This is a genomic window from Staphylococcus sp. LKG3-1 (genome assembly GCF_048568385.1).
GTDB lineage: Bacteria > Bacillota > Bacilli > Staphylococcales > Staphylococcaceae > Staphylococcus > Staphylococcus saprophyticus.
Window position 1 is genome coordinate 2,615,751 of the sequence record NZ_CP183796.1, and the last position, 21,009, is coordinate 2,636,759.

Genomic DNA, 21,009 nt, shown 5'->3' on the forward strand with positions numbered 1-21,009 from the left:
AAATGTATATATAAATGGTATAATGAACTCCCGCCGTCTCCACTATATAGTCTGCAACCCATGTGGTTGTAGGCTTTTTTATTTTTGGGTACACAAATAACAACTATTTTAAGATCATTGAAAATTTATGATATATATGTATAATTTGGACGTAAGAGGGCAATTAAGACGATTGATAAGTTATAGGTAGATTTATATAAAGTGCATCATCATTAGTGTGTAGAACGCAATAAACAGCGTCAAAAAGAGAGTGAAGTTAAAATACAACAGATTATAAAGCTCACGTGGTGGGATGATAAGAAGTATACAGATGAAGTGATTGCTGATGTAATAGGTGTGAGTGAGTTAACATTAAGACATGCTAGAGAGGTTATATTAAAACGTGTTGCAAAGGCAGTAGAATATGTATGAAGTATGATAAAGCTACTGTTAAAGAATTTATATTAAACTACCACAAGACAATAGAGAATAACGATACACGTGATGAAGAAGTTGGTATTGATGAATTCTTTAATGTAAGTGATCAACCAGTAAATAACGTGTTAGATAATAACAATTTTGAAGATGCGATATTTTTCAATGAATTAGAAACTATAGTAGAAAGAGTAGGGACGGATAAAGAGTTTTGTTTGTTCCTACTACTTTGTAAAGGCGTTAGTTATGAAAAGATAGGAAGTATATTTGATGTGAGGCACAACGAGTTAGGCAGATGTTTAATGCGTTGTTGGATAAGTTGGAATGAAAAAAGGGCTATTTTAAAGCCCTTTTTAAGTTACTATCTTTCATTAATTATGAAGTAAATGAATATAGTGATTATTATTAGCATAATCAAAGTACCAATAAATGGTACAGAGCTTAAAGATAATGTTGCAATGATAAAACCAATAGAAATTAATATTTGAAAAATCGCCGTAAGTGAAAAATCGCCCTTTAATATCAAATATGAGAAAAAAATAGTGGCACATAGTAATACTAAAGTAATAAAAATAAGACCTAAGATGCTTAAAGTTCCACTAAGATAACCGTCAACAAATAAATTTTTAACTTTTACTTTTGCACCATATTGAGAAACAAATGAATCAGCAGTAGATTTCAAAGTAAAAAATAAAAAGACTGAAATAATCAGTGTAATAAAGTTCCAAGCACTTTTTTTAATATCTTCTAAAATTTCATCCAAGTAAATCCCTCCAAATATTTTTATAAATAATTTATCATAATACTCTAAAAATAAAATGTTATAATTCCTAAATGTTGTATTTTTTATTCTTAAATGTAATGTTTATTTATTAAAAAAACGATTGGGATATTAAAATGCACAAATATATGTTTGTTTAAAATCCAATCAAAAAAAGAATTTTTGCAGCAATTCCTAGATCTATTATTTTATGGAGTATTATAGAGGGGAAGTAAAAATTAATATAAAATCATTAGAGCACAGGCACTTATGTGCTCGCCCTATTTTTTTATGGTATAATGTATTTACATATGAATCGCTAGCCTTTTCTCAAATATCTTTTTATATCCACCACCCACACATGTCACTGGGTGGTTATTTGATGATTTTATACGTAGGTAGTACGAAATGTTAAAAAATCTACAAAAATATCAAATTAAATGTTATGATTAAACCCCTACTACTGTCTCCTAAAAATTAAAAAAGGAGATTTAATATGATAAATATTATTTCAGCAATTGGATCACTAGGAACTTTTATTATGGCGTTATTTTATTTTGTATCGGTATCAGTTCAACTTTATCAAATGAAAATTAGTTTTATACCAGCTCTAGGGTTTAATCAAATCCTTTTAGAAAAAGATGAAAATAAAAATTTGAATTTAAGAAATACGACTTCAAATTCTGAAGAACACGAAGATTATTTAAAGTTATATAACCTTGGTGGAGGAGCTGCTAAAAACATAACTGTTGAAGTTATGTTAGGTAAAGATAACGTAATTCAAAAGAAATATATAAATATGTTACCTAGCAAAGAAAGCTATATGTTACCTATTAATAAAACTGTATTTGATGAATTGGATGATACTATTCAAAATAACGGTTACGAATCAGATATGAATATTAGGCTTACATATTATCACAATGTGAGTAGAAAGAAACAAGAAATATTATTAAAAGGTCATATTGATAGTTTTAATACTTATGAATATAAAGAGATATATGAACTACAATTTATATAACTTTTATAGCTATGATTTGTTTCCAATAAGAAAATTGGGGTATTTAACTATCAAGCGACGTGGAACGCTTAACAAACTGTAATAAATTAGCCTATCTGATTAGATAGGCTGTTTTTTTATATTTATTTAAAAACTCGTTGAGTATTGGATTATTATTTTCTTTTTCAACAACCACTGATAGATCCTCGGTTACTTCTTCTTTTATATCTATTACTTTTTCTTCTATTAAACTTTCGACTCGATTAGTTACTTCTTTTGTATTCCAACCCATTTTTTCAATTTCTTTTTTATAATCCATATGTATTCTCCTAGATTGTCTGATTTTATCTAACGATTAATTATAATTGGTTATAAGAAAAATAGATATTAAGTTGATTTATACGAACAAATGTTCTAAAATATTTATGAGGTGATTATATGATTCCAAATTTAGATTGGAATAAAAACTTTCAAGAATTTCAAGAAATATTAAATTCTGGTATTAATCCAGAGTGGTTGTACAATGCCAAAGCGAATATGATTTTAAATCCTGCATACACAGGAGAAGGTAAACAATTTTTCTTCACAAAAGATATTATAAAAGCTAGTAAAACGATTCCATTTTTTTGAGGTGATTATATGAAAGTAATAAATCCAAATGGACCAGATGAATATAAATACACAAGTGACTATCGAGAAATACCTAGAGAATACCTTAATCCATGTATACCCAAAGGACGTGGAATTGTTAAGTGGCAACCCTTTGTTATATATACTATCTTTTTAAAAAAGCTATTATATCCAATAAATTCACATAATTTATATGTACATTATGTATATTTATATTTAATACATAAACTTATATTTTCTCTCAAAAGAATAATAAATCAATTTACTCTTTTGAGTTTACATTGTAATACTAAGGTGATTTAAATGAAAGCAGTTACTTATCAAGGTCATAAAAATATGGAAGTGCGTGAAGTACATGATCCAATAATAGAAGAATCAACGGATGCAATTATAAAAATAACAGCTTCAGGTATATGTGGTTCTGATTTACATCTTTACCATCAAGGTGATTTATTTATGGATCCTGATTTTGTTATTGGACATGAGCCAATGGGAATTGTAGAAGAAGTAGGAAAAGAGGTTAAAACCTTAAAAAAGGGAGATAGAGTAGTTATACCTTTTAACATAGGTTGTGGCGATTGTTTCTATTGTAATAATGAAATGGAGTCTCAGTGTGATAATTCTAATCCATCACCGGCAAGTTGGAAAATGAATAATGGTGGACTTTTTGGTTTTGGCAATGCTATGCATGGAAACCACTGGGCAGCCAAGCAGAGTATTTAAGAGTTCCATTTGCTGACTTTTCATCCTTCAAGGTTCCAGATAGTGAATTGAAAGATGAACAAGTATTATTTTTATCTGATGTAGTTCCAACTGCTTATTGGAGTGTCGAACACGCAGATGTTAAATTTGGCGATACTGTAATTGTACTTGGTTGCGGTCCAATCGGACTAATGGCACAAAAATTTGCCAAATTACAAGGAGCTGAACGTGTAATTGCCATTGAATCTCTTTTGTCTAATCGTCATTGCTACAGGAAGATTCTTAATTTCTTTTACTTTTGGTTTGGGTAATTGTAATAACTGTTCGCAACTTTCTTGCTGGTTAACATCTTGTTTGTGATTGCTGTTCAAGATATAGAAAAACGTGCAAAAGAATTAGACGAAATGGGTGCTGATTATATTGCAGTACACACCGATTATAATTTACAAGCACAAGGACAATCACCATTAGAGAACTTACGCAATGTTAAATCTGTAATTAAAAATTCTAAGGTAGCGGTGGCTGGTGGTATCAAACTCGATACTATCGAAAGTATAGTTTCTTAAAATCCAGATTTAGTTATTGTGATCGGAGGTATTGCTAATACTGATGATCCAAAAGCACCAGAAAACAATGTAGAGATGCTATTGAAGGTAGATAATTATGACAGAATTTAATAATTTTGATCTTACTGTTAAGGAGTTAGAAAGCACATTTTCACACCTTGAAGACAATGATTACCAATCTTTTGAAGAATCAGTAACACAAGCGCCTCGTGTTTTTGTTGCTGATAAAGGCCGTTCTGGATTTATTGCTAATAGTTTTGCTATGCGATTAAACCCATTAGGTAAACTGTCCTACGTTGTAGGAGAAACTACAACACCATCTATTAGCAGTAATGATTTATTATTCTTTCGAGATCAGGTTCAACTGAGCATCTGCGTTTACTTGCAGAAAAAGCAAATTCAATCGGCGCGCAAGTAGCGCTTATTACTACGAAATCAGATTCAAAAATTGGTCAACTATCCGACTTATCGGTAATTCTACCTGCAGGAACAAAACATGACGTAGAAGGTTCAATGCAGCCACTTGGAAGCTTGTTTGAATAATCTTCTCTAATGTTTTTAGATAGTGTGGTTTTATGATTAATGTCTGAAGATGACATTGATGAAACTACGATACAACAAAATCATGCCAACTTAGAATAAAATTTTTTTGGATAGTGAAATAATATATTGAACTTTTTGTTATAGTATATCACACGCTATGTAACTCTAAAGTTTATATTAATTTATCTAAAACCATCATTTCATCATAATTTATAGATTTACTAACTTGAAGAGCTATATTTTCACTTACTTCTCCTGACTCAATAAGTTGATTAAGAACATTTCTTTGTTCGTTCAATGCAGTTAATTTAATGCGATATACAATTACATGGTTATGATCTTTATAATTAATTAAATTGGAATTTGCTAATGTTAAACTATCATTTCGCATTAAATAACTATCACAAACTTGCATGACTTCCAATTCATTATCATTTGTCATCTCATTAGACAAACGTTTAGCGATATTATAATAAATTATTCTCATTATATTTGCTGTTTTTTCCGAGATTTCTCCTTTATTTAAATTTCGTTTATTTTTTGACTGGTCTGTAAACTGCTTACGCACTGTCGCTAATTTAAACCGCATCAACATTCTTTTAAATAATGGAGCATGATGATACCTTTGTCTATGATCTGTATAAGTACAGTAATCATCAAATTCATTTTGTGATAATTTGTTATCCTTAATCAATTGATTAAGTGTATCCATTTCTGTTTCAAAAGCAATATGACGAAGACGATTTAATTCTTCTGGATTTTCTGTGTTTTGTTTCGAATATTTCATGAACTTTATACGATCATGATAACTTTTTATAACACTACCATATTTATATGATGTTCTTGGTGTCGATTGATTTCTTAGATAATCAATAGTACGTTCTAATATAAGAATTCGAGTTTCTATAAAATTCAATCCTATAACTTTATTTTCTTTTATGTTTGTAGTAAAAACAGGTAAAAGTACTTGAGCTATAATTAAACTAATAATAATCATTACTGATGCAATAGAATGACTTTGATTTTAAATTATCTGATGGAGAATCTTTAAATGATGTTCGTTTTAGAGTTCTCGCAGCATATAATAAGATTATTGTTGAAACTAATGGAAATATTATCATTTCTGGACATGGTACATCTATCTCGGTCCTGCTTAATGAATTAACAAAGCATCAATTTGGTTATAAAGCATTTAAAAGTCTTAATATGCCAGATGTATTGATTTACAACGTGAGTAATAAATCAGTTAAAAAGATAAAATTATAATAAGATATGAATTTCATTTGCATTTTATTGCTATTGAGTTTGAGTTGAAAAATTAGAAATTTCGATTCATTTATAAATAATTTGGAAACATATTGATATTTGTTTAATTGCTAATGTAATCTCTATCTCACAAAATCGTTTTTAGGTTTACATCAACTAAGTTATATTGTACTATTGTCTGGTACACCCTAGGGTGTAGTCGGATAGAGTAGGTCTAATATACGCCCTAGGGTGTATATTCAGACTATTCTCAGACATAGCCACCCAACCATGGGTGGTTATTTTTTGTAGAACAATAAATTTTTTTTCATTTTGAACCAAACTTTTGGTTGCGAATTAAATAGGTGAATTTATTTTAAATAAACATTACATTTGAAAAAATACGAGTACGCAAAAGCCCACCTAGATGAATAGGCGGGCTTTTAAAGTAAAATCAGTTACATATACTAATTATAATTAATAGAACTGAACGAATTTTTTCCAATTATATGAAACTATCATACTGATACTCATAACTAATAAAGTTAATACAAATTCAGATGCCATATAACCTTCTTTTAAATGAACGGTAAATAAAGCACCTAGCATAATAATTATAAAACCACTAGCAATATAATTAGTCAGAATACCAAAGAATAATAAGATACCTCCAATAAGTTCAAACAGTCCTAAGACAATGCCAAAGAACGCAGGGAAACCAAGACCTTCCATCATAGCCATAGGTTCACTGAAGCCACCTAAGACTTTTTGGCCGCCGTGTACCATAAAAACAATCCCTAACATTAATCTTATGAGTAAGATTCCAAACTTCATTATTTCACCACCTTTCAATAAATATTTAGGTAATTCATTTCCCTTTAGTTTGTTATATATAACATGTATCAAATATCTAGCGCTATCATTTTTGTTTGGTTTAAAGTGAAAATACGATAAAAATATAAAAGATAGTGTTTCCAATATAGAAGAAAATAACTTATTTTATAGAACCAAATAAGATATAAAATTTTTAATGCAACCAGTCATATTAAAATAGTGGATAAACTATTTATAAACAAGAAATAGATCATATAAAAAATATAAAAGTAGGTAAAGAATGCAAGTATTACAGTTCTAAAAGAAACAAAAAGTTATGTCTAAAAATAAAAAGGACATCGTTAAATGTCCTTGAAGTTTAATTGATGATTATAAATAAAATTAATAATAACAAATTTATTATTGAGGTTAACAATGGACCATAGAATTTAAGTTTATCATTATTAATCAAGCCAATGATACTATCTAAAAATTGAATAGTTATCATTAATATGGATATTGTTAATAAGAATGTATGGTTATAGATAATTAATGTCAAAATAGACAGTAACTATATCGGAAAGCTTCTTGTAAACGCATAATAAGCATTTATATTCCTAGATGAGATTGAAGATTGCAATGCGTAGCCTAAACTCACGCTAGCACTAATAAAAGTAAATATAGCTAAAACTAGATACATCATTTTCACTTCCTTTTCTGTTAATTCAGAAGCATCACTTGTTTCTTTATTCACCACACTTGGATCAATTAGCTCTGATCTGTACTTACAACAATACTTTATCTATCAAATTTGTCAAAACCTAAACTAATTGTAGTATACATAAAATGAAAAATTGATAACAAAAGCTATGTATAGATATAATGAATTGAGTAAATGTTTAAGTTGTCTAGTAATTAAAACTGTATTCATATACATGTAATATACTTTTATTTTTAATATTTTAAGTCAAGTCCAGACTCCTGTGTAAAATGCTATACAATGTTTTTACCATTTCTACTTATCAAAATTGATGTATTTTCTTGAAGAATAAATCCATTCATCATGTAGGTCCATAAGAACGGCTCCAATTAAGCGATTGGCTGATGTTTGATTGGGGAAGATGCGAATAATCTTTTCTCTTCTGCGTACTTCTTGATTCAGTCGTTCAATTAGATTGGTACTCTTTAGTCGATTGTGGGAATTTCCTTGTACGGTATATTGAAAGGCGTCTTCGAATCCATCATCCAATGATGCGCAAGCTTTTGAATATTTTGGTTGATCGATATAATCATGAATCAATCGATTTTTAGCCTCACGCGCTAAGTTAATATCTGTGAACTTAAAAATTCCTTTAACAGCTTCTCTGAAAGATTTTGAATTTTTTTTAGGAATGGTGGTAAAGATATTTCTTAGGAAGTGAACTTGGCATCTTTGCCAACTTACGTTGGTGAAGGATTTTCTAATGGCAGAGACTAATCCTTTGTGCGCATCAGAAATAACGAGTTCCGTACCTTGTAAACCGCGTTCTTTTAGGTATTCAAAAAATGTTGTCCAGGTCTCTTCGCTTTCGCCACTTTGAATCATGAAGCCGATAATTTCACGGTCGCCATCTTTGGTTATTCCAATCGCTATATGACAGCTTTTTGAGAGTACTCGATTTTCTTCTCGTACTTTTATATAGAGTACATCGGTCATTAAGTAAGGATAATTTTTTTCTGATAATAAACGATTCTGCCACTCGTTAACCATAGGTTCTAGCTGTTCTGTTAAGCTAGAAACGAAGGACTTAGAGACGGATTTACCACAAAGTTCTTCCACAATTTTTGATACTTTACGAGTTGAAACGCCTGATACATACATTTCCAACATTGAAGCCATGAGGGCTTTTTCGTTTCGTTGATAACGTTCAAACACTGTGGGTGAAAAATGGCCATCACGTGTTCTGGGTACTTTTAATTCTAGCGTGCCTACACGTGTCGTAAAGCTGCGCTCATAATAGCCATTTCGTTGACTTTGTCGGTTTTCTGTTCGTTCATATTCTTTTGCTTGAATATATTCTGTTCGTTGATTTTCCATTAGTTGATTAAATACCGTTGTTAAAATATTTTTAGAAACGTCATCCTTTACAGAATATTCAATAATGCTTTGAATCTCTTCGCTTTTCAGTGTAAAATGTACTTGGGTCATGTAAAAGTCCTCCTGGGTATGTTTTTGTCGTTAAAAACATTGTACCGTAAAAGGACTGTTATATGGCCTTTTTACTTTTACACAATTATACGGACTTTATCATATTTTAACTATGCAAAGTTATATAGCAATGATATAAGTACGTTGGATACTAAAGTTACATATAAAATATAATGAAAATTGTTTTGTTTATAGTCTTTGAGGAAAATATTAATTTTAATTAAACAAGGAAGTAATATTTTATGAAGTTTAAAACGATAGCAAATGTAACGGAATCTGCATTCTTATTAACCGCTTGTGGTAATGGATCTTCTGATAACAGTAAAGAATCTGAAAGCTCAAACGGTAAAGGTGATAACAAACAAGTCATTGCTTTGGATAAAATTAAAACGAGTCCTAAAGAAGTTGTGACAAAAGCACAAGAGGTATATAGTGAACAAAATTTAAAAGGTATTTCATATGAAAAAAGTAATGGTGAATGGGTTTATAAAATAGAATAACAAAAGACAGGTACAGAATCAGAGGTTATTATTTCGGATAAGAATAAAAAGGCAATCAAAAACGGTCAAAAAGAATTTGATGGAGATATCAGAGAATGGTCATTATCTGAGGATGATGGTAAATTAGTTTGTGATATGGATTTAGAAAAAGGAAATACTAAACATAAAATAACGATTGATGCTAAAAGTGGAAAAGTATTGAAAAAATGAGCAGGATTAATAAGTTACTAAGCCCACCTGTATAAACAGGTGGGTGTTTTTATGTACTTAATCTAAGTTGTATCTTATTGATTTGAATATTTGTTGTTTAGGTTACATAAATGTGTCTGCTAAAATATAGAAAATTAAACATGTTAATATTTATAAGTTCAATTTTATGAAAGGGTCTACGCTAAAAAACTAATGTTTCTATGTCACAACATTATGGGTATAAGGTTAATAGAAAATTAAAGGAGAATTACATAAATGGAAAAATTAACCCAAGTAATGCTATATGTCGATGATCAAACAAAAGCGGTAGAATTTTGGGTAGATACAATGGGATTTGTAGTAATTTCAGAAGAAGAGTTGGCAGAGGGATTTAAAGCTATTGAAGTTGCACCTAATACATCTGTCGAAACGTCTCTTTCAATTATTGAAAAAGAATTTATGAATCAATATAGTCCAGAAGTGAACCTTGGTACACCATCATTAATGTTCAAGGAGAAAGATTTCGATGCGTTGTACGAGAAATTAAAGGAAAAAGGCTTAACTGGTCATGAAATTATTGAAATGTCAGGCGTACGTGTCTTTAACTTCCAAGATGGGCAGGAAAATTATTTTGCGGTTAGTGATTAATTGCGAAAAATAAGTAGAAGTCGAACTGTATCAAATTAAGATGTTTTTAAAAAGGGGTTATTTAGTAAATAACCATTGTTATTTTCAATAATCTAAAGGGCATAAAATGTTGTAGACTGAGACGTATATTGACGTTTCGGTCTGTTTTTATGTGCATGGTAAACTACTTTTACATATATTAAGTGATTGTTTGTGATTTGAATTTAAGATAAGTTTTAATTTGATGGTTTATCATATTCATTTTAGTGAAAAATAAAATGAATGTCTTATAAAGTTGATGAAAGGAATTTATATGTTTCGTTATATAGTTAAAAGTTTTATATTTATATTGTTAATGACGTTAGGCGTCATTTTTAATAGTCATGTCAATAGTGTTTCAGCAGCAACGCAGTATACACAGGATGAAGCAATACAACATGTTGAATCTCTTAATGGTCAAGGCTGGGATTATGATGATGCTTATGGTTGGCAGTGTTTTGATTTAGTCAATGAGCAGTGGGACTATTTATACGGTCATGGCCTAAAAGGTGATTATGCTAAAGATATTCCTGAAGAAAATAATTTTATCGGTGAAGCGCAAGTTTATGAAAACACTGAAGATTTTAAAGCAACTGCGGGTGATATCGTTGTATTTAATGACGCATATGGTAATGGTGCAGGGCACACTGCAATTGTGACTAATGGGAATTACGACGGTAATTACACTCAATTTCAATCCTTAGATCAAAATTGGGAAGGCGGCGGCATGGATAAAACGGAAGTAGCCCATAAAGTCACTCATGATTATGAACCAGAAATGATATTTATTAGACCTGAATATAGTCAATAAATTATTGAAATGACACATCTAATGATAGATGTGTTTTTTTGTGTGAAAAAAGATATTTAAAAGCGTCTGCATTGGCATTAATCATCTCAACTATAAGTTTAAATTGAGGTCGAAGGAAATTTAAAATAAAGATCGCATTGTGTCGTTAAATTTCACTATTTTTAAATGTGCTAACGATATAATAACTTACTTATGAGTTGGCGATTTTAATTAATAAGGTATTTTCGATATAATAGAATAATGGCTAAAGAAAATATGATGACAAATTGGTCTTTTTGAAAGGAGTCTTATGCCTTACTTATACTTATTAATCGCAATTATCACTGAAATTACGGGTACAGTTTCACTTAAATCATCAGTTGGGTTTAGTAAGCTGTTTCCAAGTATTACCGCAATCATTTCTTTTATTATATGTTTTTACTTCTTTAGTTTAGCTATGAAGTATTTGCCTTTGAGTATTAGCTATGCGACTTGGGCAGGTTTAGGCTTGGTATTGAGTACGATTTTATCAGTAGTTATTTTTAAAGAAACACTCAATATGATAGGTTTAATTTCAATGATTTTTATTACGTTAGGTATTGTGCTACTTAATACTGTTGGCACTACAAAGTAAGTTTTATTACATAAAACATAGACATTAATTTTTATTAAAACAGTAATCATAACGAGGATCGCTGTTTTTTATTTGAAATACATAAAATATAGGATAATGAATTTAATAAAAGCTTTAGGGTAGTATGAATAGTATTATTCCTGACCGTGAATATGAGTTCGAAATTTTAACCTTTGAATATAAAATCTTAGGAGGTCTTAATATGTTTGTGACGATATCTTTAATATTTATTATAGTAGGAATATTACAATTTTTAATTATACTATTAGATATATTTAAAAATCCACAACGTCAAATGATGATTATGAATATTGTGTGGCCATTAACTGGCTTGTACTTTCCGATTTTAGGATTAATCGCTTATTATCGTTTAGGCAAAGAAAAAGAAGTTGATCATATGTCACACCAGCATGATCATCACCATGACACGATGCATCATCATGAACATCATAGTAATAAGCCATTTTGGAAAAGTGTCGTTGTTTCTACAACACACTGTAGTGCTGGTTGCTCATTGGGGGACTTAATTGGTGCGCCTGTTGTTTTCTTTACGGGGTTATTGTTTTTTAATAATCAAATGGTGACAGAGTTTATTATCGAATTTATATTAGCCTATATCTTCGGTTTAATGTTCCAATACTTCCACATGGAAATTAAACATGACCATCCAGGTAGAGATTTAGTAGACGCAATCAAAGCCGATACGCTATCGTTAATTGCTTTTGAAATTGGTATGTTTGGTTTTATGATTATTATGCATCTCTTTGTTAGTCCAACTTACATGCAGCCTAATCATGTTGAATATTGGTTCTTAATGCAAATTGCGATGTTAATCGGATTTATGACAAGTTATCCAATCAATTGGTATTTAGTTAAAAAGGGTATAAAACATGCAATGTAAATTTTATCTTATTAAAAATTTAAGTGTAGTTGCAAAAAAGAAATGAGAAGTTAACGCAAAGAAATGAAGCTGTTAAATATGAAAGGTAGAAAATATTTTATCTTATTCATGTTTTAAGTATGACTCATTATTTATCGATATCAACAGGGGGTTCGTATACTATGAGTACACATGAAGGTAAAGGGTTTTTTAAAGTTGCGGGAGCTAATATTTATTTTGAATCGAAAGGTCATGGTGAAAATATATTATTACTGCATGCTGGAATTGCAGATTCGCGCATGTGGGATAAAGAATTCCATTTACTATCAGAAAAATATCGAGTAGTTAGATTTGATCTTCCTGGCTTTGGCTTTAGTGATTTTACTGAAGGGAATTATGCTCATAGTAATATTATTAATGAACTACTGACACATTTGGACATCAAAACAACTCATATTTTAGCTGCTTCATTTGGTGGAAAATTAGCTATTGATTTTATTTAGAAAATCCGGAAAAGTGTCTGAGCTTAGCATTATTGTCACCAGCTTTAGGTGGATGGAAAGGTTCATCTTTTCTCCAAAAATATGAGGAAGATGAAGAACGATTATTACAAGAAGGAAAAATTGAAGAAACAGCAAAGTTAAACTATAAAACTTGGATACTAAGAAATAGGGATGCAGATCTTATCAACGCAGATGTAAAACAATTAGTGGTTGATATGCAGTTGAAATTTTTAATTAAACCTGAAGCAAAAAATTCCTGTGAGGAAATAAAAAACGAAGATCATATTTTACAGTTAAAAAATATACGAATTCCTGTATTAATTATTAATGGTGAGTATGATGTTGAAGATTTTCATGATATTTCGGAGGTAATGATTAAAGAAATACCATATGTAAAAAAGATTACAATGCCTAATATAGCACATTTAGCTAACTTAGAATCGCCAAAGGAATTTTTAAATTTAATTCCAGACTTCTTTTTAGATAATGCTAATTAATTTTGAAAATAGCATTTAATATGATTTTGTTTATATACTTATTCAAAATCACCTAAGTATTTACTTTAATATTGAATGACAAGCGAAAAAGGATATATTGATAACATTTTGAACCACTATATTATTAAGGCGACAATAGATAAATAAAGATATTCAATCTACAACAGTTTAAAAAAGAGAGAGTTCCTCCAATTATAATGGACGAACTCTCTTTTTATATTTTGAACTTATTGAAATTTGATTTGGTTTTGTGTCCCTTTTGCTTATGGTCATTAGTATGGTTTTATAACACAACTATCCCTAGTATAAATATATATTTTAATCCGAATAGAGCTTTCCGCTATCTAGATCTCTGCTTTTCGTTCATCAACATTGGTAGATAGTAGCTTTAAATAACGTTCTACATTGTTAGATGGCGTGTCTTTCGGAAATGAATGTGTAAATATATGACCTTTAATTGTTTCAACTGTATATCTTATGTCGATAGCGCCAATTTCATAGTTAATAATTTTCATAAAAATCCCCTTAAAATTGCATTTTGTAAAATTGAAGCTAGTGCTATGAAACTACAATGATACAATATTTGTGTTAGTCATCATTAACTATATGACATATAGAAATGATAAGATTTGTTCAATTGTACTATACATAAACTTATTTGCAACTAAAAAGTGCGCAATATTTAGTTTTATCTATTTTAGCGTGTCCTTTGTAGTATATTGATCCAAAAATATCGACAAAGATGATCACTTTGCCGATATACGATAGCTACAAATAGCTGTAGACACAATATTATTTTTTAATTTGTCTATAAAATCATTAACTTTATCTTTTGCATTTTCAGTTACTTCTTTTGCTTTGCCAGAAGCTTTATCTTCTTTACCTTCTTGTTCTAAATCTTTGTTATCCATAACATTGCCTGCTGTCTCTTTTACGTTACCTTTAACTTGTTCAAATTTACTTTCATCTGCCATGTTATTCACCTCAAAAATATATTTTTAAAAATTCTTATACTAATAATATACAAAATAATAAAATTTAACGCAATTAAAATCTATTTTGATGGCATGTTGTATATTTATTTATCGTTTTTCGATAAAAAAGTATTGATAATTGATAAATAGTTGTTATAATGAGTTTAATCTTAAATAAAGGGGTTTTAAGCATGAATACGTTTAATAGTAAATCTTTCAACTTGTTGCTAAAGCTTTTGATAATTATTGTGACTATTGCATTAGTTGTAACATCATTAAGTATATTACCTTTGTTAATTAGTATAATAGTTATAATTATTATTCCAACGTCATTTATAAATGATATAATAAATGAAAATCAAGATAGTTTATATGATGCTTTTAATGTTTCAAGCAATGTAATTTCTAAGCATGATTTAAAGATGTCACTTTTTATAAACCTTCAGTGATTATCTTATTAGCGTTATTAATTGGTTTAATTTGTATTTATATAATTGGAATTTACTTTTTGAGGAAATGGTTGAAAAATATTAGTCAAAAAAGAATATTTACTTTAAAGAATGCAAATTTAATTGAAAAAATAGCTTACTGCTTTATTGTTATCGGTATTTATAATGCTATTTTGGGATTGGCTCGTTATTACGTATCGTATTGTTAGCGGTAATAGTAAACTACTATCTTTAATGGATAATGAAGTTGAATCATTGTCAGATTTTATATTTAGTTTTAATTTTGCATTTATATTTGCAGGAATCATTATTTGGATAATAGGTAGAGTTTTCAAATATGGAATGTTTTTACAAGATGAATACGATAGTACGATTTAGGAGATCATTTTATGATAATTATTAGGTTAGATAGGATATTAGCAGATAGAAAAGTTAAACTTAGTGAACTTGCAAATGAAATAGATATAACTATTGCAAATTTATCCAATCTAAAAACTGGAAAGGTTAAGGCAATTAGATTTTCAACGCTAGATGCTATTTGTAAAGCGCTTGATTGTCAGCCAGCAGACATTATTGAATATGTAGATGATAATGACATATAGAATATTTATCTTCGTCAAGTTTATATGATTTATGCAACATAATAAACACCACTATGTGTTTAATTTATATATTATATTTTTTTGTAATATTGGCAGTGATTTATGCCGACTCCTGCGGGAATAGCACTAGCCGAAGACTACAGGCTAAGGCAGTGCCCGCGGAAAGCGTGCATAAAAAAACTGACAACAAAGTCGGAGACTTTATCGACAGTCTGAAAGATTCCATTAATATGGAATCTTTTTTATTTTACTCATCAAGTAGTTGCAGAATTTCGTTATACTTTTGTTCACTTAACGTACCTAATGGACTTTGTTCAATTTCAAATATTAGAAAATCATCGGTAGAAGTAAAGTAAGTTTTGATGCTTTCACAAATTGTAGTTTTGTCTAAATTACTTTTTAAAAGCCATAAGGCTCTGTATATAAATAAAGCACTTCCTAAATTATTTAATTGAGACGGTAATTTTTCGTAACCGTATGAAATGGAATTTAAATTATAAGACAATATATATTTTGACATCTATATCACGCTCCTATTTAAGCATATCATTAACCGATATTAAAAAGTTGGGAGAACTATGATATTTTAACGATTTCTATTGCAAGAGTGATTCATTAAAGAATTAATCTTCAACAGTCATTAACTTTTTCAGTAAATGTAAGTCAGTGGTGTGTGTAAGATCAATGAAATATTGCGTTTGCCATTTTTGAGATTTTTGAGCTGATGGGTTTAAATTGACCTCCCAAGGTGGGTAAACGCGCATTGCCATTTTCCCTTTATTATTTTCCGAATATAGTAAGCGTTGTGCAAGTAATTCAGATTTGGGGATAATAAAGAGACCTTTGTGTGTATGATCAAGCACCGTAATGATTAAGATATCTTTAGCTTCTTGATATGTAAATGGCCTATTGTTGTTATCGTAGTCTTTAGTCCAGAAAACAACAAAGTAACCAGATTTTGTTGGTGTTTTTTTAGCTAATCTGTGTCTATAGCTACAATGATTAATTTGAAAACAATAGCTTTCGTATTCTGCATTATAGGTTTCGTATGTTAAGTGATCTAAAGCACTTATATTTAATGAATTAAATAATGTACGCATTAATGTGATTGATTTATACATGGTTATCCTTTGGAATATGTATTTTGTATAAATAAGTATAGCATTCAAATAGATGATATATAAGTAAATGCTATATATGTTTAACGTATGAATTATTTGAAAAAAGGGTAATAAGTAACGTATGAATGATTTCAATAAAATGGAGTGATTAATATGAATTATATTAAATATGTGAAGTCTAAAGATAATACGAAACTTTATATGAAAGTGAATGATGTTCAAGAAGCAAAAGCAAATATTATTATCGTGCATGGGGTAGCAGAACATTTAGATCGCTATGATGAGATTACAGGCTATTTAAATGACAATGGTTTTAATGTCATAAGATATGATCAAAGAGGACACGGGCGTTCAGAAGGAAAACAAACATTTTACAGCAATAGTGATGAAATTGTTGAAGATTTAGAAGCGGTCACAAATGATGTTAAGACACATATGGACGGTAAAGTATATCTAATTGGACATAGTATGGGCGGTTATACCGTTGCGTTATATGGAACACAACACCCAAATAAAGTAGATGGCGTGATAACTTCAGGTGCGTTAACACGTTATAATAATGAACTTTTTGGTAATCCTGATAAAAACATCTCACCGGACACATATTTAGAAAATAGTTTAGGTGAAGGGGTATGTTCAGAAAAAGAAGTAATGGAAAAATATGAACTTGATGACTTAAATGCGAAGCAAATTTCAATGGGGCTTATCTTTTCATTAATGGATGGTATTGAATACCTAAAAGCGCATGCTCAAAATTTTACAGATAATGTATTAATTTTACATGGAAAAGAAGATGGTTTAGTAAGTTATCAAGATTCTATACAATTTTTTCAAGAAATAGGTTCAGTACATAAGTCATTACATATCTACGATCGCTTACAACATGAAATATTTAATGAAAAATCTCAAAATAAATTTATTTTTGAAGAAATCGTTGAGTGGCTTGAAAATGAATTAAATAAAAATTAAAAAAGTAAGGTTACAACAATAGAATTAAATAAAACTGATGTGATTTGGTTTGATTTGTTTTAGAAAAATGAAGAATTTATAATAAATAAAATAGAGGAGTGATTAATATGGAAATAAAAACATTGCATATGGAATATGAAGAAAGTTTTAGTGATTTTGATAAACGTGTCAATGAATTTTTACAATACGTCAATGATAAGCAACACTGGGAATTAGTAAGTGTGACACCATCTGTCACGAACAGTGTTGAAGGTATAGACTATATCATAACAGTTATCTTTAAAAATTAAGCATAATAAAAAGTGGGGAACGGACATGCGTTTCCCACTTAAATATATAAATAATTAAGTTCCCTTAAAATTAATGCATGAATTCTTTTTCAGAAACATTAAAGTAATCAGCTAAAATTGATGCGTTTTTATTTGAAACATTGCGATAGCCATTTTCCCAGTCCCAAATTTGGCAAATTCTAATATCTGTATTGTAGTTCGCGTTTAAATTAATTGCTAGTTTTGAAATACTTAAATTAGATTTTTCGCGCAATTCCATAAGGTTTTTCATAACGAGTCACTCCTAAAAGAAATAGATAATCAACATCCATGTGCCATTGTAGTATATATATTTCTGTAATACAAACTTATATTTTATTGAAAAATCCCACCGTATCATATAATGTTTTTTTGATTTTATTGTGTATACAAACAAAAAGTTGTTATTTTAGATGTAAACCATATATTTGATGTAAAAATGATTTCTTAGATAAGGAGAAAATAAATGAGAATTATAGCGACAAGCATTTTTGTAGATGATCAAGACAAGGCGCAACAATTTTATACTGAAAAACTAGGGTTTAAGACAAAACATAATATTGAAATTGGCGGTGGTTTTAGATGGGTAACAGTTACAGAAAAAGATTCGACTAACCCCGTTGAAATCGTATTAGAGCCTAATGTCAGTCCTATAGCTAAAGACTATCAAGAAGGACTATATGCGGCAGGGATTCCAGTCACAATGTTCGATGTGGATAACTTGGATGATGAACATCAAGCATTGATGGATAACGGCATTACATTTCACACTGAACCAAAAGAAGTTGAAGGTATAAGGTATGCTATTTTTGATGATACATGTGGTAATTTGATTCAAATCGTTGAGCAATAAATATAAATAAGTGATACATTACTGCTATAAATAATTACTAAGGTTATGGTTTGTGTACGTGTGCTTTTGGGAGGTAAATAATGGAATTAAATATAAAACATACGAGAGATGTAACTAGTCAAGAACTTATACAAATTTATCAAGCTCGGATTCGCGTGTTTGTCGTAGAACAAAAATGTATATATCAAGAGGTTGATGATTATGATCTAGATGCAATTCATGTCATATTGAGCAACGAGAATGACATTGTGGCTTATACAAGAATTATAACGTTTGAACAGTATGTAAGTTTTGGAAGAGTTTTGGTTTCCGAAAATTATAGAAATCAAGGCTATGGACGCAAAATAATCAATGAGACAATCAATAAAATAAATGAAATGTATCAAAACACGACAATAAAAATTTCAGGGCAAGCACATTTAAAGCCATTTTATGAATCATTTGGTTTTCACAGTGTTTCGGATACATATATGGAAGATGGTATACCACATATTGCGTTTGAAATGCATACACAAATTTAAATATAATATGGGTAGTGATGTAATAATCGTTATATTTAAAAATCTACTTTGAATTTTTATTATAATCGTATAATCTACAAAACAAAACGCCAACTAAGAAAAATCATTTTCTAGTTGGCGCTAATAATTAATTGGATTAAATAGACGCAGTGTTCTATATTGAATTAAAATTGAAACCCCTTGATTTTGAGGTTGGTGACAACATTAAAATGTTAATTGTTTTGCGATTATTTTTTCATTTTGTCAACATCTTGCGAAACGAGTAATAGTAGTTCCTCGGTTTCTGAATCTGTTAAATCATCAGATCCTTTGATTCTAATAACTAAGCCTTTATCTGTTTTGACATGATAAACAGGTTCGCCATCCTTATAAACTTTACGTAATACTTCCATTCCATCACCCTTTTTTATAAAAACATTTCAATGCAAATATCCATAATTTATCGAAATGTATGATATCTAATACTAAATTCAACTAGATAATTAATCTGTTTTTTTATTAATGCTTTATCTATAGGATAACTTTTTATTAAATTGTTTTCCAACAGTATGATTGATTTTATTAAAATTAATTTATTATCAACTGCCATTATTAAGTATTGAAAGTTAAATGTTTTCAAAGTAGCAAAAAATAAATTGTAGTTATTTTGATATTATTAGTTATTTGTGTTTTTATTTAATAAAAGTGGGTATATATAACTAAGCACAAGAAGTCCTCCAAACTCTAGTGCCGATTATATTTTCGAGGTTGACGCCACTTTTCGAAGTGGCGTGTTTTAATTTTAAAAAGGGATGTAACATATGAAATTATTAAATATATTTTCGCTTATTTGCAGTATATTCATCGGTATGATTATTATTTATGGTGTCGTTATGATGGTCGGAGATGCTTTAGGTATCACAACATTTAATAATCAATTATTAATAGTAGGTTTGTCTCTGGTCTTACTTAGTGGATTGTTAGGGAAAAGTAAGCCAAGATTATCAACGTTTGTATTATTTATAGGATTTATTATTGTCATAATAAATTAATAAAAAACTAAGCAGCAACACTAAAATAACTTTAAAAAGTATATTTTAGCATTGCTGCTTTATATCATTATCGAAGTCATTCAACATTTTGTCTAAGTTTATCGTCCATTTCTTTAGATACGCTTTGTAATAGGTTATTTGTTTGATATTCGGATAAGCTAGCATCTGTTTTTACTTTAATGATAAGTCCTAAATCTGTCTGTATATGATAAATAATGAAGTTATTTTCGTTTATTTTTCTTAAAGTTTTCATATCATCACCTCAGGGTAAAATTTGCGAGGTCACATAAGTGTAAAAAGTAAATATATGATTATTTTAAATCATTAGCGTATAAAAAGAAATAAATTGAATTATCAAATGAGAACAGTGACGTGGATCACTACTTCGATATTGTTATGGCGATGATATAAACAAGTTCTCATTAAAAAGACAAGGCTTCAACGGATGTCTTGTCTTTGGTATGTATATACTAAGTGAAAATGTATTAAAACTGACTCGTTGTTCTATCTTCATCAACGACATCTTCTTCTAATTCGTCATCAATGACAATGTTTAATAATGGCTTAATCAAAAAACTCAGACTAACAATCCCCAATAATACTAAAATAATTTTTTTCATCATGCTCATCTCCTAAGTTAATTTAAGTATTTGAAAATGAA

General features: G+C 29.3%; 28 protein-coding genes and 8 pseudogenes. 23 read left to right on the forward strand and 13 right to left on the reverse strand.

Annotated features, from left to right (window positions below):
• Positions 1–407 precede the first annotated feature (407 nt).
• Entirely contained in the window at positions 408–800 is a 393-nt protein-coding gene (locus ACM595_RS13090; protein WP_309498302.1) for a sigma-70 family RNA polymerase sigma factor, read from the forward strand.
• On the opposite strand, the gene ACM595_RS13095 is transcribed toward ACM595_RS13090, so the two are convergent.
• Positions 776–1,177 (reverse strand): hypothetical protein, encoded by a 402-nt coding sequence (locus ACM595_RS13095; protein WP_115338636.1) that lies wholly within the window; start codon positions 1,175–1,177, stop codon positions 776–778. The genes ACM595_RS13090 and ACM595_RS13095 overlap by 25 nt on opposite strands.
• Before the next feature lie 493 nt (positions 1,178–1,670).
• Between ACM595_RS13095 and ACM595_RS13100 the strand changes: the two genes are divergently transcribed.
• Positions 1,671–2,195: a hypothetical protein gene (locus tag ACM595_RS13100; protein ID WP_041079671.1), complete on the forward strand. Its 525-nt coding sequence runs from the start codon at positions 1,671–1,673 to the stop codon at positions 2,193–2,195.
• 91 nt (positions 2,196–2,286) lie between these two features.
• Here the strand turns inward: ACM595_RS13100 and ACM595_RS13105 are convergent, their stop codons facing one another.
• Positions 2,287–2,493: a hypothetical protein gene (locus tag ACM595_RS13105; protein ID WP_115338635.1), complete on the reverse strand. Its 207-nt coding sequence runs from the start codon at positions 2,491–2,493 to the stop codon at positions 2,287–2,289.
• Between the two features lie 119 nt (positions 2,494–2,612).
• On the opposite strand from ACM595_RS13105, the gene ACM595_RS13110 reads away from it, so the two are divergent.
• The 5 genes and pseudogenes from ACM595_RS13110 (at position 2,613) to hxlB (ending at position 4,714) form a co-directional block, all read left to right on the forward strand.
• Positions 2,613–2,804, forward strand: a complete 192-nt coding sequence (locus tag ACM595_RS13110; RefSeq protein WP_002455580.1) for a hypothetical protein — start codon at positions 2,613–2,615, stop codon at positions 2,802–2,804.
• Positions 2,805–2,813: 9 nt separating this feature from the next.
• Positions 2,814–2,939: pseudogene (locus ACM595_RS13115) on the forward strand (YolD-like family protein); the annotation flags it as partial.
• A 168-nt stretch (positions 2,940–3,107) separates the two neighbouring features.
• Positions 3,108–3,757 (forward strand): annotated as a pseudogene (locus ACM595_RS13120) (alcohol dehydrogenase catalytic domain-containing protein); the annotation flags it as partial.
• Between the two features lie 105 nt (positions 3,758–3,862).
• Positions 3,863–4,167 (forward strand): annotated as a pseudogene (locus ACM595_RS13125) (3-hexulose-6-phosphate synthase); the annotation flags it as partial.
• Between the two features lie 2 nt (positions 4,168–4,169).
• Positions 4,170–4,714, forward strand: a pseudogene (gene hxlB / locus ACM595_RS13130) (6-phospho-3-hexuloisomerase).
• 73 nt (positions 4,715–4,787) lie between these two features.
• Here the strand turns inward: hxlB and ACM595_RS13135 are convergent.
• Positions 4,788–5,612, reverse strand: coding sequence for a hypothetical protein (locus ACM595_RS13135; protein ID WP_115343884.1), 825 nt, complete (start codon positions 5,610–5,612; stop codon positions 4,788–4,790).
• An 83-nt stretch (positions 5,613–5,695) separates the two neighbouring features.
• Between ACM595_RS13135 and ACM595_RS13140 the strand changes: the two are divergent.
• Positions 5,696–5,881, forward strand: a pseudogene (locus ACM595_RS13140) (histidine phosphatase family protein); the annotation flags it as partial.
• A 456-nt stretch (positions 5,882–6,337) separates the two neighbouring features.
• Here ACM595_RS13140 and ACM595_RS13145 read toward each other — a convergent pair.
• From ACM595_RS13145 to ACM595_RS13155, 3 genes and pseudogenes are all read right to left on the reverse strand, one after another.
• A complete protein-coding gene (locus tag ACM595_RS13145; RefSeq protein ID WP_037538935.1) occupies positions 6,338–6,694 on the reverse strand; it encodes a DoxX family protein in 357 nt (118 codons plus the stop codon).
• Positions 6,695–7,052: 358 nt separating this feature from the next.
• A pseudogene (locus ACM595_RS13150) lies at positions 7,053–7,373 on the reverse strand (hypothetical protein).
• A gap of 315 nt (positions 7,374–7,688) precedes the next feature.
• Positions 7,689–8,861 (reverse strand): IS256-like element IS256 family transposase, encoded by a 1,173-nt coding sequence (locus ACM595_RS13155; protein WP_000195429.1) that lies wholly within the window; start codon positions 8,859–8,861, stop codon positions 7,689–7,691.
• 242 nt (positions 8,862–9,103) lie between these two features.
• Here ACM595_RS13155 and ACM595_RS13160 point away from each other — a divergent pair.
• From ACM595_RS13160 to ACM595_RS13190, 7 genes and pseudogenes are all read left to right on the forward strand, one after another.
• Positions 9,104–9,571, forward strand: a pseudogene (locus tag ACM595_RS13160) (PepSY domain-containing protein).
• A gap of 255 nt (positions 9,572–9,826) precedes the next feature.
• Positions 9,827–10,198: a VOC family protein gene (locus tag ACM595_RS13165; protein WP_002483880.1), complete on the forward strand. Its 372-nt coding sequence runs from the start codon at positions 9,827–9,829 to the stop codon at positions 10,196–10,198.
• A gap of 433 nt (positions 10,199–10,631) precedes the next feature.
• A pseudogene (locus tag ACM595_RS13170) lies at positions 10,632–11,027 on the forward strand (CHAP domain-containing protein); the annotation flags it as partial.
• 289 nt (positions 11,028–11,316) lie between these two features.
• Positions 11,317–11,640, forward strand: a complete 324-nt coding sequence (locus tag ACM595_RS13175; protein ID WP_069821837.1) for a DMT family transporter — start codon at positions 11,317–11,319, stop codon at positions 11,638–11,640.
• 202 nt (positions 11,641–11,842) lie between these two features.
• Positions 11,843–12,541, forward strand: coding sequence for a DUF4396 domain-containing protein (locus tag ACM595_RS13180; protein WP_228160997.1), 699 nt, complete (start codon positions 11,843–11,845; stop codon positions 12,539–12,541).
• A gap of 161 nt (positions 12,542–12,702) precedes the next feature.
• Positions 12,703–13,023 (forward strand): alpha/beta fold hydrolase, encoded by a 321-nt coding sequence (locus ACM595_RS13185; RefSeq protein ID WP_228160998.1) that lies wholly within the window; start codon positions 12,703–12,705, stop codon positions 13,021–13,023.
• Between the two features lie 32 nt (positions 13,024–13,055).
• Complete coding sequence (locus ACM595_RS13190; protein WP_228160999.1) at positions 13,056–13,520, forward strand: alpha/beta fold hydrolase; 465 nt, start codon at positions 13,056–13,058, stop codon at positions 13,518–13,520.
• A 344-nt stretch (positions 13,521–13,864) separates the two neighbouring features.
• Here ACM595_RS13190 and ACM595_RS13195 read toward each other — a convergent pair whose 3' ends face one another.
• Both ACM595_RS13195 and ACM595_RS13200 read right to left on the reverse strand, forming a co-directional pair.
• Positions 13,865–14,035, reverse strand: coding sequence for a hypothetical protein (locus ACM595_RS13195; RefSeq protein ID WP_002483874.1), 171 nt, complete (start codon positions 14,033–14,035; stop codon positions 13,865–13,867).
• 231 nt (positions 14,036–14,266) lie between these two features.
• Entirely contained in the window at positions 14,267–14,494 is a 228-nt protein-coding gene (locus ACM595_RS13200; RefSeq protein WP_002483873.1) for a CsbD family protein, read from the reverse strand.
• Positions 14,495–14,939: 445 nt separating this feature from the next.
• On the opposite strand from ACM595_RS13200, the gene ACM595_RS13205 reads away from it, so the two are divergent.
• The 3 genes from ACM595_RS13205 to ACM595_RS13215 are packed head-to-tail and all read left to right on the forward strand — an operon-like array spanning position 14,940 to position 15,545.
• Positions 14,940–15,152, forward strand: a complete 213-nt coding sequence (locus ACM595_RS13205; protein ID WP_115338631.1) for a DUF2975 domain-containing protein — start codon at positions 14,940–14,942, stop codon at positions 15,150–15,152.
• A complete protein-coding gene (locus ACM595_RS13210; protein WP_164548939.1) occupies positions 15,109–15,321 on the forward strand; it encodes a hypothetical protein in 213 nt (70 codons plus the stop codon). The genes ACM595_RS13205 and ACM595_RS13210 overlap by 44 nt, the downstream gene beginning before the upstream one ends.
• An 11-nt stretch (positions 15,322–15,332) precedes the next feature.
• A complete protein-coding gene (locus tag ACM595_RS13215) occupies positions 15,333–15,545 on the forward strand; it encodes a helix-turn-helix domain-containing protein (RefSeq protein WP_037538931.1) in 213 nt (70 codons plus the stop codon).
• Between the two features lie 247 nt (positions 15,546–15,792).
• On the opposite strand, the gene ACM595_RS13220 is transcribed toward ACM595_RS13215, so the two are convergent.
• Together ACM595_RS13220 and ACM595_RS13225 are read right to left on the reverse strand one after the other, a co-directional pair.
• On the reverse strand, positions 15,793–16,065 hold the full coding sequence (locus tag ACM595_RS13220; protein WP_419744362.1) for a hypothetical protein: 273 nt from the start codon (positions 16,063–16,065) through the stop codon (positions 15,793–15,795).
• Between the two features lie 103 nt (positions 16,066–16,168).
• Positions 16,169–16,645, reverse strand: a complete 477-nt coding sequence (locus tag ACM595_RS13225) for a MepB family protein (RefSeq protein ID WP_419744363.1) — start codon at positions 16,643–16,645, stop codon at positions 16,169–16,171.
• A 174-nt stretch (positions 16,646–16,819) separates the two neighbouring features.
• Here ACM595_RS13225 and ACM595_RS13230 point away from each other — a divergent pair, with 174 nt between their 5' ends.
• Together ACM595_RS13230 and ACM595_RS13235 are read left to right on the forward strand one after the other, a co-directional pair.
• Positions 16,820–17,635, forward strand: a complete 816-nt coding sequence (locus ACM595_RS13230; RefSeq protein ID WP_011303567.1) for an alpha/beta hydrolase — start codon at positions 16,820–16,822, stop codon at positions 17,633–17,635.
• Positions 17,636–17,742: 107 nt separating this feature from the next.
• A complete protein-coding gene (locus tag ACM595_RS13235) occupies positions 17,743–17,925 on the forward strand; it encodes a hypothetical protein (RefSeq protein WP_041079644.1) in 183 nt (60 codons plus the stop codon).
• 70 nt (positions 17,926–17,995) lie between these two features.
• Here ACM595_RS13235 and ACM595_RS13240 read toward each other — a convergent pair whose 3' ends face one another.
• Positions 17,996–18,196 carry a helix-turn-helix domain-containing protein gene (locus ACM595_RS13240; RefSeq protein WP_011303566.1) on the reverse strand — a complete coding sequence of 67 codons (201 nt, stop codon included), beginning with the start codon at positions 18,194–18,196 and terminating at the stop codon, positions 17,996–17,998.
• A 213-nt stretch (positions 18,197–18,409) separates the two neighbouring features.
• Between ACM595_RS13240 and ACM595_RS13245 the strand changes: the two genes are divergently transcribed.
• Both ACM595_RS13245 and ACM595_RS13250 read left to right on the forward strand, forming a co-directional pair.
• Entirely contained in the window at positions 18,410–18,796 is a 387-nt protein-coding gene (locus ACM595_RS13245; protein WP_115343883.1) for a VOC family protein, read from the forward strand.
• An 80-nt stretch (positions 18,797–18,876) separates the two neighbouring features.
• Positions 18,877–19,317, forward strand: a complete 441-nt coding sequence (locus ACM595_RS13250) for a GNAT family N-acetyltransferase (protein WP_115338627.1) — start codon at positions 18,877–18,879, stop codon at positions 19,315–19,317.
• 227 nt (positions 19,318–19,544) lie between these two features.
• Here the strand turns inward: ACM595_RS13250 and vraX are convergent, their stop codons facing one another.
• Complete coding sequence (gene vraX / locus ACM595_RS13255) at positions 19,545–19,709, reverse strand: C1q-binding complement inhibitor VraX (RefSeq protein ID WP_002483865.1); 165 nt, start codon at positions 19,707–19,709, stop codon at positions 19,545–19,547.
• 408 nt (positions 19,710–20,117) lie between these two features.
• Between vraX and ACM595_RS13260 the strand changes: the two genes are divergently transcribed.
• Positions 20,118–20,348, forward strand: a complete 231-nt coding sequence (locus ACM595_RS13260) for a hypothetical protein (protein ID WP_011303563.1) — start codon at positions 20,118–20,120, stop codon at positions 20,346–20,348.
• A gap of 76 nt (positions 20,349–20,424) precedes the next feature.
• Here ACM595_RS13260 and ACM595_RS13265 read toward each other — a convergent pair whose 3' ends face one another.
• On the reverse strand, positions 20,425–20,601 hold the full coding sequence (locus tag ACM595_RS13265; protein ID WP_002483863.1) for a hypothetical protein: 177 nt from the start codon (positions 20,599–20,601) through the stop codon (positions 20,425–20,427).
• Between the last annotated feature and the right edge of the window lie 408 nt (positions 20,602–21,009).

Excerpts from the sequence above, each read along its gene's own strand:
- ACM595_RS13090 (WP_309498302.1), top strand. The coding sequence starts at position 408 with ATGAAGTATGATAAAGCTACTGTTAAAGAATTTATATTAAACTACCAC.
- ACM595_RS13100 (WP_041079671.1), top strand. The coding sequence starts at position 1,671 with ATGATAAATATTATTTCAGCAATTGGATCACTAGGAACTTTTATTATG.
- ACM595_RS13105 (WP_115338635.1), bottom strand. The coding sequence starts at position 2,493 with ATGGATTATAAAAAAGAAATTGAAAAAATGGGTTGGAATACAAAAGAA.
- ACM595_RS13110 (WP_002455580.1), top strand. The coding sequence starts at position 2,613 with ATGATTCCAAATTTAGATTGGAATAAAAACTTTCAAGAATTTCAAGAA.
- ACM595_RS13135 (WP_115343884.1), bottom strand. The coding sequence starts at position 5,612 with ATGATTATTATTAGTTTAATTATAGCTCAAGTACTTTTACCTGTTTTT.
- ACM595_RS13145 (WP_037538935.1), bottom strand. The coding sequence starts at position 6,694 with ATGAAGTTTGGAATCTTACTCATAAGATTAATGTTAGGGATTGTTTTT.
- ACM595_RS13155 (WP_000195429.1), bottom strand. The coding sequence starts at position 8,861 with ATGACCCAAGTACATTTTACACTGAAAAGCGAAGAGATTCAAAGCATT.
- ACM595_RS13165 (WP_002483880.1), top strand. The coding sequence starts at position 9,827 with ATGGAAAAATTAACCCAAGTAATGCTATATGTCGATGATCAAACAAAA.
- ACM595_RS13175 (WP_069821837.1), top strand. The coding sequence starts at position 11,317 with ATGCCTTACTTATACTTATTAATCGCAATTATCACTGAAATTACGGGT.
- ACM595_RS13180 (WP_228160997.1), top strand. The coding sequence starts at position 11,843 with ATGTTTGTGACGATATCTTTAATATTTATTATAGTAGGAATATTACAA.
- ACM595_RS13185 (WP_228160998.1), top strand. The coding sequence starts at position 12,703 with ATGAGTACACATGAAGGTAAAGGGTTTTTTAAAGTTGCGGGAGCTAAT.
- ACM595_RS13195 (WP_002483874.1), bottom strand. The coding sequence starts at position 14,035 with ATGAAAATTATTAACTATGAAATTGGCGCTATCGACATAAGATATACA.
- ACM595_RS13200 (WP_002483873.1), bottom strand. The coding sequence starts at position 14,494 with ATGGCAGATGAAAGTAAATTTGAACAAGTTAAAGGTAACGTAAAAGAG.
- ACM595_RS13210 (WP_164548939.1), top strand. The coding sequence starts at position 15,109 with ATGCTATTTTGGGATTGGCTCGTTATTACGTATCGTATTGTTAGCGGT.
- ACM595_RS13215 (WP_037538931.1), top strand. The coding sequence starts at position 15,333 with ATGATAATTATTAGGTTAGATAGGATATTAGCAGATAGAAAAGTTAAA.
- ACM595_RS13220 (WP_419744362.1), bottom strand. The coding sequence starts at position 16,065 with ATGTCAAAATATATATTGTCTTATAATTTAAATTCCATTTCATACGGT.
- ACM595_RS13225 (WP_419744363.1), bottom strand. The coding sequence starts at position 16,645 with ATGCGTACATTATTTAATTCATTAAATATAAGTGCTTTAGATCACTTA.
- ACM595_RS13230 (WP_011303567.1), top strand. The coding sequence starts at position 16,820 with ATGAATTATATTAAATATGTGAAGTCTAAAGATAATACGAAACTTTAT.
- ACM595_RS13235 (WP_041079644.1), top strand. The coding sequence starts at position 17,743 with ATGGAAATAAAAACATTGCATATGGAATATGAAGAAAGTTTTAGTGAT.
- ACM595_RS13240 (WP_011303566.1), bottom strand. The coding sequence starts at position 18,196 with ATGAAAAACCTTATGGAATTGCGCGAAAAATCTAATTTAAGTATTTCA.
- ACM595_RS13245 (WP_115343883.1), top strand. The coding sequence starts at position 18,410 with ATGAGAATTATAGCGACAAGCATTTTTGTAGATGATCAAGACAAGGCG.
- ACM595_RS13250 (WP_115338627.1), top strand. The coding sequence starts at position 18,877 with ATGGAATTAAATATAAAACATACGAGAGATGTAACTAGTCAAGAACTT.
- vraX (WP_002483865.1), bottom strand. The coding sequence starts at position 19,709 with ATGGAAGTATTACGTAAAGTTTATAAGGATGGCGAACCTGTTTATCAT.
- ACM595_RS13260 (WP_011303563.1), top strand. The coding sequence starts at position 20,118 with ATGAAATTATTAAATATATTTTCGCTTATTTGCAGTATATTCATCGGT.
- ACM595_RS13265 (WP_002483863.1), bottom strand. The coding sequence starts at position 20,601 with ATGAAAACTTTAAGAAAAATAAACGAAAATAACTTCATTATTTATCAT.